Origin of the sequence: Zhihengliuella sp. ISTPL4, assembly GCF_002848265.1 — a bacterium.
Lineage (GTDB): Bacteria > Actinomycetota > Actinomycetes > Actinomycetales > Microbacteriaceae > Microbacterium.
The window spans coordinates 1,862,859-1,874,501 of record NZ_CP025422.1 but is presented as its reverse complement, the minus strand read 5'-3'; the positions used below and the strand labels follow the sequence as shown (position 1 = coordinate 1,874,501).

At 71.6% G+C, this 11,643-nt stretch carries 13 protein-coding genes; 12 read left to right on the top strand and 1 reads right to left on the bottom strand.

From position 1 onward, the window contains the following. Window positions 1–62: 62 nt before the first annotated feature. Window positions 63–689 carry a TetR/AcrR family transcriptional regulator gene (locus CYL12_RS08975; protein ID WP_101847295.1) on the top strand — a complete coding sequence of 209 codons (627 nt, stop codon included), beginning with the start codon at window positions 63–65 and terminating at the stop codon, window positions 687–689. On the opposite strand, the gene CYL12_RS08970 is transcribed toward CYL12_RS08975, so the two are convergent. Further along, entirely contained in the window at window positions 686–1,672 is a 987-nt protein-coding gene (locus tag CYL12_RS08970; RefSeq protein WP_101847294.1) for an o-succinylbenzoate synthase, read from the bottom strand. The genes CYL12_RS08975 and CYL12_RS08970 overlap by 4 nt on opposite strands. 89 nt (window positions 1,673–1,761) lie before the next feature. On the opposite strand from CYL12_RS08970, the gene CYL12_RS08965 reads away from it, so the two are divergent. From CYL12_RS08965 to CYL12_RS17550, 11 genes are all read left to right on the top strand, one after another. Beyond that, window positions 1,762–2,094 (top strand): PadR family transcriptional regulator, encoded by a 333-nt coding sequence (locus CYL12_RS08965; protein ID WP_101848746.1) that lies wholly within the window; start codon window positions 1,762–1,764, stop codon window positions 2,092–2,094. A gap of 1 nt (window position 2,095) precedes the next feature. Beyond that, complete coding sequence (locus tag CYL12_RS08960; RefSeq protein ID WP_101847293.1) at window positions 2,096–3,088, top strand: permease prefix domain 1-containing protein; 993 nt, start codon at window positions 2,096–2,098, stop codon at window positions 3,086–3,088. Between the two features lie 76 nt (window positions 3,089–3,164). Then, window positions 3,165–4,085, top strand: coding sequence for a 1,4-dihydroxy-2-naphthoyl-CoA synthase (locus CYL12_RS08955; protein WP_101848745.1), 921 nt, complete (start codon window positions 3,165–3,167; stop codon window positions 4,083–4,085). 15 nt (window positions 4,086–4,100) lie between these two features. Next, a complete protein-coding gene (locus CYL12_RS08950; RefSeq protein WP_199399094.1) occupies window positions 4,101–5,252 on the top strand; it encodes an AMP-binding protein in 1,152 nt (383 codons plus the stop codon). A gap of 105 nt (window positions 5,253–5,357) precedes the next feature. After that, window positions 5,358–6,149, top strand: a complete 792-nt coding sequence (locus tag CYL12_RS08945) for a class I SAM-dependent methyltransferase (RefSeq protein ID WP_101847292.1) — start codon at window positions 5,358–5,360, stop codon at window positions 6,147–6,149. A 54-nt stretch (window positions 6,150–6,203) separates the two neighbouring features. Next, window positions 6,204–7,385: a sensor histidine kinase gene (locus CYL12_RS08940; protein ID WP_101847291.1), complete on the top strand. Its 1,182-nt coding sequence runs from the start codon at window positions 6,204–6,206 to the stop codon at window positions 7,383–7,385. Further along, complete coding sequence (locus CYL12_RS08935) at window positions 7,382–8,017, top strand: response regulator (RefSeq protein ID WP_101847290.1); 636 nt, start codon at window positions 7,382–7,384, stop codon at window positions 8,015–8,017. The genes CYL12_RS08940 and CYL12_RS08935 overlap by 4 nt, the downstream gene beginning before the upstream one ends. Window positions 8,018–8,184: 167 nt before the next feature. Then, complete coding sequence (locus CYL12_RS08930; RefSeq protein ID WP_101847289.1) at window positions 8,185–8,946, top strand: ABC transporter ATP-binding protein; 762 nt, start codon at window positions 8,185–8,187, stop codon at window positions 8,944–8,946. Beyond that, window positions 8,943–10,403, top strand: a complete 1,461-nt coding sequence (locus CYL12_RS08925) for an ABC transporter permease (RefSeq protein ID WP_101847288.1) — start codon at window positions 8,943–8,945, stop codon at window positions 10,401–10,403. Before CYL12_RS08930 ends, CYL12_RS08925 begins: the two co-directional genes overlap by 4 nt. Window positions 10,404–10,421: 18 nt before the next feature. Continuing rightward, a complete protein-coding gene (locus CYL12_RS08920) occupies window positions 10,422–11,081 on the top strand; it encodes a 2-phosphosulfolactate phosphatase (protein WP_101847287.1) in 660 nt (219 codons plus the stop codon). A 24-nt stretch (window positions 11,082–11,105) separates the two neighbouring features. After that, a complete protein-coding gene (locus CYL12_RS17550; protein WP_101847286.1) occupies window positions 11,106–11,642 on the top strand; it encodes a DUF3054 domain-containing protein in 537 nt (178 codons plus the stop codon). Window position 11,643: the final 1 nt, after the last annotated feature.

The following is an 11,643-nucleotide window of genomic DNA, read 5'->3' as shown; positions in this document are numbered from 1 at the left end:
TCCGCTATCCGGAGTCTGTGCACCGGGTGTGAATCGTCGAGAGGGAAGGCCAGGAGGTTCCGATGTCGTCACCCGCCACCCGCAGCCGGGAGAACACGAAGGCGCGTCTGCTGGAGGCCGCCGCGCAGGTATTCGCCGAGGTCGGCCTGGATGGCGCCTCGGTCGAGGCGGTCTGCGAGCGCGCCGGCTTCACGCGCGGGGCGTTCTACTCGAACTTCGACTCGAAGGACGAACTGTTCCTGACCCTCGCGGCCGGTGTCGCCGACGCGAGGGTGGCAGCCGTGCGGACCCGCGTGGAGCAGATGCGGGCGGACGGCGAGCTCGCCGACGACTGCGACCCGAAGGACCTCGTCCAGCAGATCATGGAGCTCGGCAGCGACGACCGCCTGGGCGTGATGCTCATGAGCGAGATCCGGATCCGGGCCCTGCGTGATCCGCAGTTCGGAGAGGCCTACCTCGCCCAGGAGCGCGAGATGGTGGCGAGCATCGCGCGCATCGTGGAGGACATCGTCGAGGCGGCGGGGACGCTGCGCCTCCGGGTGCCCGCCACCGATGCGGCGCGCATGCTCATGATCCTCTGGGAGGGCATGACCGTGCGTGGCGCCATGGCCGGTCGGGACGACGCGGCCCTGCGGCACGCCGGCGGCGAGGAGCTCGGGCGGCTCGTGGAACTCCTCGTCGAGTCCTAGGCGCCGCGCGCTGCGAGCAGCTTGTGGTGGCAGCGGGCCAGGCGGGCCAGCCACCACTCGCGACGTTCGTCCGCGGCGGCGAGGCGCGTGAGGGCCGCAGGATCGGGGGACACGCGCCCGACCGGGATCGCGCCGTCCACCGGGCGGAGGTCGGCGACATCGTCCTGGAACAGGGAGGCGGTTCCCAGGCCGCAGTCGTAGTCGAGGGTCGGGAGGGCGGCAGCCAGAGCCGCTCCCTGGGAGAGGCCGATTGCGGTGTCCAGGGCGCTGGAGACCACCGCGGGGAGGCCGGCCGCGGTGACGATCTGCAAGGCATGGGTGAGCCCGCCGAGCGGCTGCGCCTTGATGACGACGATGTCCGCCGCGCCGGCGCGTGCGACGGCGAGGGGGTCGCCGGACTTCCGGATGCTCTCGTCCGCGGCGACCGGGATCCCCATGTAGGAGATCCGCCGCCGGAGCTCGACGAGCTCGGGCACGGAGGCGCAGGGCTGCTCGATGTACTCCAGGTCGAACACGGCGAGCGCGTGGACGGCGTGCTCCGCCTCGTCCACGTTCCACAGCCCGTTCGCGTCGACCCGGATGCGACCCTCCGGTCCGAGCGTCTCGCGGACGGCGCGGACCCGGGCGACATCGTCCGCCAGCACCTGCCCGGGCTCGGCGACCTTCACCTTCGCGGTCCGGCATCCGGAGAAGCGCGCGAGGACCTCGGGCACGCGAGCGGCATCGACGGCAGGCACGGTGGCATTGACGCCGACCCGGTCGCGTAGCGGCGCGGGTTGCGGCGCGTAGGCGTAATCGATCGCGGCGGCGAGCCAGGTCGCGGCCTCCGCGTCGTCGTATTCGACGAACGGGGAGAACTCGGCCCAGCCCTCCGGGCCTTCGAAGAGCAGGGCCTCTCGCGTCTCCACGCCGCGGAAAGAGGTCTGCATCGGCAGCGCGACGACGCGGGCGGAATCGAGGAGCTCCGTGACGGCGGGGATCATGACCCCATTGTGCGCCACGAGTGCCGGGACGATGTCGCACGCATATGTGTCGTTGACAATGGTGTGTGGCGCACAGTAATGTGAACGGCATGAACGAAACGCTCGACACGCACCTGCAGGAACTGCGCCGCGGCACCGTGGTGCTCGCCTGCCTGCAGCTCCTGCGCACGCCCGGCTACGGCTACGGGCTGCTCGAGCAACTCGAGAGCCGCGGGTTCGCGACCGACGCGAACACGCTGTATCCGTTGCTCCGTCGTCTGGAGAAGCAGGAGTACCTGACGAGCGAGTGGAACACCGACGAGGCCCGGCCCCGCAAGTTCTACCGCACCTCAGAGGCGGGCATCCGCCTGGCCGACACCCTCACCGACGAATGGCGCTCGCTCACCGCGGCGATCGCCTCCCTCACTCCCGAGGAGAACTGACATGACCGCCACGACCACGCTCACCGAGCGTTACATCAGCGCCACGATCCGCAGCCTCGCGCCGGAGATGCAGGACGACGTCCGCGCCGAGCTGGAAGCAGCCATCGCCGATGCCGTCGACGCGCGCATCGAGATCGGGGAGGACCCGGAGTCCGCGGAGCGCTCGGCGCTCACGGCTCTGGGCGACCCCGGCATCCTCGCCGCCGGCTATGCCGAGCGCCCGCTGCACCTCATCGGTCCGCGGTATTACCTCACGTGGTGGCGCCTGCTGAAGCTGCTGCTCGCCATCGTGCCGATCTGCGTGCTCGGCGCCGTGGCACTGGGCCAGGCGCTCGCGAACGCCCCCGTCGGCGAGATCATCTCCTCGTCGATCCTCGCGGCCGGGGGCACGATCCTGCACCTGTGCTTCTGGACCACCCTCGTCTTCGTGATCCTGGAGCGGTCCGGCACCGACACCGGCGTGAAGTGGGATGTCGACCAGCTTCCCGAGGCGGCGGACGACGGTGTGGGCCGCAACGAGCTCATCGCGTCGCTGGTGTTCCTGGGTCTCGCGGTCGGCGCGCTGCTCTGGGACCGATTCCGTGGCTTCGTGGTGATCGACGGTGAAGCGCTGCCGATCCTCAACCCCGGCCTGTGGCCGTGGGGAATCGCCGTGTTGGCCCTGATCATCATCGCCGAGGCCGTGTTCGCGGTGGTCCTGTACCGCCACCGGGGGTGGAGCGTCGGGTTCGCGGTGGTCAACACCGTGCTCGCGCTCGCTTTCCTCGCCTGGGTCGGCGTGCTGCTGCTGAGCGGAGACCTCGTGAACCCCGACTTCCTCGCGCACATCGTCACGGCCGGCGGCGAGGGCTTCGCCGCGGGCGACGCGGAGGCGGCCGACGAAGGCGGGATCTTCCGCATCCTCGCCGTGCTGCTGGGCTTCGGCATCGCCCTCGGGGTGGGATGGGACATCGTCGACGGCTGGATCAAGACGGCGCGACGTCGCCGCGCCTGATCCGGATGGTCACGAGAGCGCCCGCCCTTCGGGGTGGGCGCTCTCCTGGCGCGCACCCGGGCAATATGCTGTGGACGTGACCGATGGCTTCGTCTCCGACCTGTTCGATCCCGCCGAGTGGGAGCTCGCGCCCGGCGCCGAGCACTACACCGACATCACCGCGCACGTGAGCCGCGACGGCGGGGTCGCCCGTATCGCCTTCCACCGCCCTGAGGTCCGCAACGCCTTCCGCCCGCACACGGTCGACGAGCTCTACCGTGCCCTCGACCACGCCCGACAGGATGCCCGCATCGGGGCGGTGCTGCTGACCGGCAACGGTCCGAGCCCGAAGGACGGCGGCTGGGCGTTCTGCTCCGGCGGGGACCAGCGCATCCGCGGCCGCGACGGGTACAAGTACTCGGATGCGGAGACCGCCGTGGTCAGCGGAGCATCCGCAGCGGCTGTCGGGCGGCTGCACATCCTCGAGGTGCAGCGGCTCATCCGTTTCATGCCCAAGGTCGTCATCGCCGTGGTCCCCGGGTGGGCGGCCGGTGGCGGGCACTCGCTGCACGTGGTGTGCGACCTCACCATCGCCTCCGCCGAGCACGCGCGCTTCAAGCAGACGGACGCCGACGTCGGCAGCTTCGACGCCGGCTACGGCTCGGCCTACATGGCCCGCCAGACGGGACAGAAGTTCGCCCGGGAGGTGTTCTTCCTCGCCGAGGAGTACTCGGCGCAGCGGGCCTACGATGCGGGCGCCGTGAACCGCGTCGTGCCGCACGCCGAGCTCGAGCGCGAGGCGCTGAAGATGGCGCGCACCGTGTTGACGAAGTCGCCGACCGCGATCCGGATGCTGAAGTTCGCCTTCAACGCGGTCGACGACGGGCTCGTGGGGCAGCAGGTGTTCGCAGGCGAGGCCACGCGCCTCGCCTACGGCACCGATGAGGCCGTGGAGGGCCGGGACTCCTTCCTGGAGAAGCGCGCCCCCGACTGGTCGTCCTTCCCCTGGCACTACTGAGCCGGAGAGACGATCGTGACCGCCCTCATCCCGACCGACGCAGAAGACACCGTGCTCCTGCGGGAGGCGCTGCTCCGAGCTCTCGACGAGGGACCGGCCCTCGGCTTCGGGATGCTCGCCGACGCTCCGGCGGAGGTCGACGACGGCATCGCCGCGGTGATCGCGACGTCCGGGTCGAGCGGCGTGCCGAAGCGGGTGGCGCTCAGCGGTGAGGCCCTGCGGGCGAGCGCGGAGGCCACCGCCGCTCGGATCGGCAGCGGTCGCTGGCTGCTCGCCCTGCCGGCCGGCTACGTCGCGGGGCTGCAGGTGATGGTGCGCTCGATCCTCGCGGGCACCGAGCCGACCCGAATCGAGGGGCGGTTCACGCCGCGCGCATTCGCCGAGGCCTCGCGCGGCATGCGGCTCGCCACGACGGCGGGCGTCATTCCCGCCCTCTACACGTCCCTCGTTCCGGCGCAGATCGTGACGCTGCTCGACGCGAGTGCCGAGCCGGGGGTGCTCGCGGCGCTGCAGGCCTACGAAGCCATCCTCGTCGGGGGGCAGGCGCTCCCGGAGCCGCTGCGGGAACGGGCGGCGGACCTCGGAGTCCGTCTCGTGCGCACCTACGGCTCGACCGAGACCAGTGGCGGCTGCGTGTACGACGGCGTCCCGCTCGACACCGTGAACGTCCGCGCGATCGACGGCGAGCTGCGGATCGCCGGCCCCATGCTCGCGGAGGGCTACCTGGGCGACCCGGCGCTGACCGCGCGCACGTTCGCGCGGGACGAGCACGGCATCCGCTGGTACCGGACCGGCGACCTCGGCCTCATCGAAGACGGCGTGGTCCGCGTGCACGGTCGCGCCGACAACGTGATCGTGTCAGGCGGCATCAACATCTCGCTCGACCGGGTCGAGCGCATCGTCCGCGCCGTCCCCGGGCTGCATCAGGCCGTGGTCGTCGGGGTGCCGGATGACCGCTGGGGCGAGGCCTCCGTCATCGTCGCAGCGCGCGGGGAAGCTCTGCGACGCAGCGAGTCCGAGCAACTCGCCCAGGCCAGGGAGGCGGTGGCCGAGGAGATCGGCGCTCACGCCCGTCCGTCCCGCCTGATCCTTGTGGACGAGCTCGACGTCCTCTCCTCCGGCAAGCCCGACCGCGAGGCGATCCGCCTCATGGTCGCCTCCCTCTGACCCGTTGACCCACCCCTTTCGTGCCACCCCGGCCCCTTGCGGCCGTCCGGAAGGGGCCGGGAAACACGCAACGGGGTGGGTCGACGGGAGTGCCAGACTGAGCGCATGGCCTCGTACACGCATGGACACCACGAATCCGTCCTCCGCTCGCACAGTGTGCGGGACATCGCGAACTCGGCGGCCTACCTTCGACCACACCTCACCGCCGAGACCCGGCTCCTCGACGTGGGGGCGGGGCCGGGATCGATCACGGTGGACTTCGCGGGAGTGGTCGCGCACGTCACGGCGACCGAGATCGACGACGCCGCGCTGTCCCTCTCCCGCGACCTCGCCGCCGCGCAGGGAATCGCGAACATCGCCTTCTCCGTCGAGGACGTGCACGCGCTGAGCTTCGCCGACGACTCCTTCGATGTCGTGCACGCGCACCAGGTGCTGCAGCACGTCGCGGATCCGGTGCAGGCGTTGCGGGAGATGCGCCGGGTCGCGAAGCCCGGCGGACTCATCGCCGCCCGCGACGCCGACTACGCGGGCTTCGTGTGGTTCCCGGTGCTCCCGGAGCTCGACCGGTGGCTCGCGCTCTACCGCGCCGCCGCCCGGGCGAACGGCGGAGAGCCGGATGCCGGCCGCCGCCTCCTGGCCTGGGCGCGGGCGGCGGGCTTCGCTGACGTCACGGCGACGGCGTCCACCTGGTGCTACGCGACGCCATCCGAGCGCGCCTGGTGGGGCGGGATGTGGGCCGACCGCATCCTGGAATCGGCGCTCGCCCGGCAGCTCGTGGACCAGGAGATGGCATCGGCGGCCGACCTGCAGGAGATCAGCGACGCCTGGAAGCGCTGGGCCGACGACGGCGACGGCTGGTTCCTCGTGCCGCACGGGGAGATCCTCGCCCGCGCCTGACGGATACATCCCGCGACGGATGCCGGCCCCGAGCCGCTCGCGTAGCGTGGGGGAGTGATCCGTCCGCTGTCCCGTGCCGGCCTCGTCCTCGACATCGTCGGGGCGGTGCTGCTCTTCGTCATCTTCACACCGCTCGGAGTCGTGTTCTACGCACCTCAACCGGAGATGGCCGGCTCGTCCGCGGTCAACGTCATCGGGCTGATCGCGTCCTCGATCTTCCTGTTCGGCGGAGTGGCGATCGGACGCCTCGCTCCCGGTCTCGCGCTCGCCGCGGCCTGGGCCGGGGCCATCGTGCAGATGCTCGCCGGCTTCGGGCCGCTGCCGTCCGATGTCGCCATCCTCCTCGTGCTGTACGCGACCTCCGCATGGGGATCGCGCCGTGTGCTCTGGTGGGGCTTCGGTTCCGTGATCGTCGGTGGGATCGTCGCCGCACTGTACATGGTGCTCGTGGGCGGTGTCGCCTTCGGCTCCGGCAGCGGGTGGGAGCTCGTGACCGGGGGAACCCTGCTCGTCTCGGCATCGATCATGGCGCTCGGGTTCGCGTGGGTGTGCGGCCTGCTGTGGCGGGTCGTGCTGCGCAACCGGCGCACCCGATCGGCGCAGCTGCAAGCCGAGGCGCTGGCGGCGGAGGAGCAGGAACGGGTCCGCATCGCACGGGACATGCATGACGTCGTGGCGCACTCGCTGGCCGTGGTCATCGCGCAGGCCGACGGCGCACGCTACGCTGCGGCGGTGAAGCCGGAGATGGCGACGGAGGCGCTCGGCACCATCGCGCAGACCGCCCGCGGGGCCCTGAGCGACGTGCGCATGCTCCTCACCCAGCTCCGTCATCGGCAGGGCGACGGTCCCCAGCCGACGCTCGCCGACCTCGAGACGCTGTTCGCCCAGGTGCGCCAGGCGGGCATCGAGCCGCGGGTCACCGTCGACCCCATGCCTCCTGGGGAGCCGCCCGGCGCCATCCAGCTCGCCGTCTACCGGATCCTGCAGGAAGCGCTGACCAACGCGATCCGCCACGGCGACGGTGCGGTGGACGTGCATCTCGCATGGCTCCCTGATCGGGTGGACATCGAGGTCCGCAACACCGTGTCTCCCGATTCGCTGCCGGGAACACCGGGAGGACACGGGCTCATCGGCATGCGCGAGCGGGCGCAACTCGTGGGCGGTAGTCTGCAAGCCGAGCGCCGTGGTGCGCAGTTCGTCGTCCAGAGCAGCCTTCCGATCGGAGCCCCGCAGTGATCAGAGTCGTGCTCGTCGACGACCAGGCGCTGTTCCGGGCGGGGATCCGCATGCTCGTGGCTTCTCAGCCGGACCTCGAGGTCGTGGGGGAGGCCGGGAACGGACAGGAGGCGCTCGCCGTCGTTGCCGCGACCCGGCCCGATGTCGTGCTCATGGACATCCGGATGCCGGTGATGGACGGGCTGACCGCGACCGCCGAGATCCTGGCGCGTCCGGAGCCCCCGCGCATCGTCATGCTCACCACGTTCGATCTCGACGAGGCCGCAGCCAGGGCGATCCGGCAGGGAGCGAGCGGGTTCCTCCTCAAGGACGCGGATCCGGAGTTCCTCCTCGCCGCGATCAGGACCGTGCACGCCGGGTCGAGCGTCATCGCAGCCTCGGCGACCAGGGAGCTGTTCGAGCACTTCGCGGAGGCTCCGAAGCCCGTGCCGCCGCAGTACGCCGAGCTGACGGAGCGGGAGCGGGAGATCTTCGCGCTCGCCGCCCGCGGACTCTCGAACGCCGAGATCGCCGCGCGGGAGTTCCTCAGCGAAGCCACGGTGAAGACGCACATCAGCCGCATCCTCACGAAGCTCGCCCTCCGCGACCGCGTGCAGCTCGTGGTCTTCGCGTTCGAGCACGGCCTCGCCTGACGCCGACCCACCCCCTTTCGTTCCTCCCGGCCCCTTGTGGCGGTCCGCAGAGGGGTGGGTCGACCGAAAGGGGGTGGGTCGAGGGGAGGGGGATCATCCTCGCGATGTAGCGGGATGCTTCCCGAGGGCGACGCGGGGGACGGGGGCGCGGAAATAGCGTCGGAACCATGGAGATCACGACCACCGACCTCGGGCTCGCCGCCCGCGTCCAGCACCTGAAGAAGACCTACGGTTCGGGCGAGGGCACCGTCCACGCGCTCGACGACGTGAGCGTCGGCATCCGCCGCGGACAGTTCACCGCCATCATGGGCCCGTCCGGCTCGGGCAAGTCCACCCTCATGCACATCATGGCCGGCCTCGACAGCCCGACCGAGGGGCGGGCGTGGATCGGCGACACCGAGATCACCGGCCTCGGCGACCTCGACCTCACGATCCTGCGCCGCCGCCGCGTCGGGTTCATTTTCCAGGCGTTCAACCTCGTCCCCACGCTCGACGCCCTCGGCAACATCCTGCTGCCGTTCGAGCTCGACGGCCGACGGCCCAGCGCCATCGAGCGGGCACGGATCGACGGTCTCATCGAGACGCTCGGTCTCGGCAAGCGCCTCGGTCACCGTCCGCACCAGCTCTCGGGCGGGCAGCAGCAGCGCGTCGCCATCGCCAGGGCCCTCGCCACCGCCCCCGACCTCGTGTTCGCGGACGAGCCCACCGGCAACCTCGACTCCCAGACCGGGCGGGAGGTGTTGCGGCTGCTCGCTGCCGCCAGCCGGGAGCACGGTCAGTCCATCGCGATGGTCACGCACGACGCGATCGCGGCCAGCCACGCCGACCGGGTGCTCTACCTCGGCGACGGCCGGATCGTCGCAGACCACCCGCGCCAGACCGCGGAGCAGATCTCCGCCTACATGCTCGCCGCGGAGGTGTCGGCATGACCGCGCTCGCCACGGTCGTCCCGGAGACGCGGACGACCGGACCCCGGCTGGCCTGGCTCCGTGACCGCGGCATGGGCGCGAGCGTCCTCGTCGCGGCGCTGTCCTCGGCGTTCGGGGTGTTCCTCGTCGAGATCACCGCCTACATCGGCGCCGTGCTCCAGGCCGATCCGTTCATCGGCGACAGCGGTACCCTCGCGATCGTCGTCGCGATCCTGTCGGTGCTGCTCACGGCGGTGGCGATGTACGTGGCGGCGATCGTCACGGCGAACACGTTCTCGACAATCATCGCCGGCCGCACGCGGCAGATCGCACTGCTGCGCCTCATCGGGGCGACGGCACGGTCGCAGCGGGTGCAGGTCGGCCGGCAGGGCCTCGTCGTCGGGCTCCTCGGAGCGGGGCTCGGGCTGCTCGCCGGCCTCCTCCTCTCGGCGGCCGCCGTCCAGCTCGGCGGCCAGCTCATCGACAACCCGCCGTCGTCCTTCTCTCTCGCGCAGCCGGCTCTCGCGCTCCCGGCGGTCGGCGTCGCGCTCACCACGTGGGCCGCCGCCTGGGTGGGGTCGCGCCGCGTCCTCGCCGTCACGCCGCTGCAGGCCCTGGGCGGTGCCGTCGAGCGCACGCGCGAGGAGGTCTCCGGGCGGAAGGGTCGTCCTATCGGAGCCTGGGTGCTGCTCATCTCCGGTGCGGCCCTGCTCGCTGGTGGCGTCGTGCTCGGTCTCATCACGCCGCTCGGCGTCGTGGTCGCGTTCTTCGGCGGCATCCTCTCCTTCACCGGCCTCGCACTCGGTTCGGTGCTCTTCATGCCGCCGGTGCTCCGGCTCGTGGGGCGGATGTTCGGGTCCAGCGCGACCGCACGCCTCGCGGCCGAGAACGCCCTCCGGTACCCGGAGCGGTCGTCGCGGATGGCCATCGGCGTCGTCATGGGCGTCACGCTGGTGACGATGTTCGCGGTGGCCCTGGAATCGTCGAAGCGCCTGATGACGAGTCAGACCACCGAGGAGATCCCGGCGGAGTTCTTCGCCCCGTACGACGCGTTCGCCGCGATCATGATGGTGCTCGTCGCGGTCTCCGCCGTGATCGCCGCCGTGGGCCTCGTCAACCTGCTCACCATCGGGGTGGTGCAGCGACGCCGCGAGCTCGGGCTGCTGCGCTCGATCGGCCTGTCGAACCGGCAGGTGCGCCGCATGGTGCTGCTGGAGGCGACGCACATCACGGTGGCGGCGACCCTCACCGGACTCGTGCTCGGCGTGCTCTACGGATGGATTGCGGCCCAGTCGCTGCTCGGGTCCGTGCCGGTCCTGCCGGAGTTCACCCCCGCCGGGCTGATCGCTCCGCAGGTGCCGTGGCTGCCCGTGGTGATCATCGTCGCGGCGACCGCGCTGCTCACGCTGGTGGCGGCCGCGACGCCGACCCGGTTGGCGACCAGGGTGGCTCCCGTCGAGGCGCTCGCGGCCGACTGACGGCTCTAGGCTGGACGGATGCCGTCGCCGTTCGATCAGTCCCCGTATCAGGTCCGACTCGACTGGGGAGTATCCGGGCTCGCCCGTCTCGCTCCCGCCGATGTGGTCGTCGTCATCGACGTCCTGCGGTTCTCGTCGACCATCGTGGATGCGGTGGCCGCGGGAGCGGACGTCGACCTCTCGACGGCCCTCGGATGGTCGCGGAACGGGGCGGCGGTCGCGGCCGCCTCCCCCGCCGGATCCACGGTCCTGCTCGGCGCGATCCGCAACGCCGGTGCCGTGGCCAGAGCCGTGCAGGCGGAGCAGGAGCGTCGGCAGGGTCGCACCTCGGTGGCGCTCATCCCGGCCGGGGAGCTCGATGCCGCGGGAGAGCTCCGCGTCGCGGTGGAGGACCAGCTCGGGGCCGGGGCGATCGCTGCGGCGCTCACCGACCTCGGCATCGACCACACGGCGCCGGATGCGGCCGTGGCAGCGGAGGGTTTCCGTTCCCTGCGCCGCGCGCTGAAGCACCTGATCGGGGCGACGGGCTCCGGTCGTGAGCTGCAGGCCGGTGTCCCGGCGACGGACCGGATCCGGGCCGCCGGGCTGGTGCCGACGAGCATCGCCGACGCGGCCGTCCTGGATGCGGTGGACGCGGTCCCGGTTCTGCGCGACGGGCGGTTCACGCGCTTCGAGTGAGCGGGTTCCGCGTAGGGTCGAGGAATGAGGTTCCTCCCCGCTTTCCTCGTCGATGCCGTCCTCGTCCTGGTCTTCGCCGCCATCGGCCGAGCCTCGCATCAGGAAGACCCGGCAGGCTTCCTCCTCACGGCCTGGCCCTTCCTCGTCGCCCTGCTGCTGGGGCATGCTGCCGCGTTCCTGCTGCCCGCGCGTCCGCGGCGGCCCTGGTCGCTGCCGTGGGGCGCGGTCGTCTGGGCGGTGACCGTCGTCGGAGGGATGCTGCTGCGGCTGCTCAGCGGTGACACCGCGGAGCTGCCGTTCATCATCGTCGCCACGCTGGTGCTCGGGGCGTTCCTCCTCGGTTGGCGTGGTCTCACCGCGCTGGTGCGCCGAAGCCGTGGCCACCGCGAGACCGCGCCCGAGACGGGGCTCACCGAGCCCCTCGAAGCCACGGCGGAGCGGGACGCGGCCGCGGACCCGCCCGCCTCGGACGCTGAGGAGGAGCCTGAGGCGTCCGCACCTGCCGAGGAGGACGCTGCCGCTTCCGAAGAGCAGCCGCGTCCCGGCGGCACTCCCGCCTGAC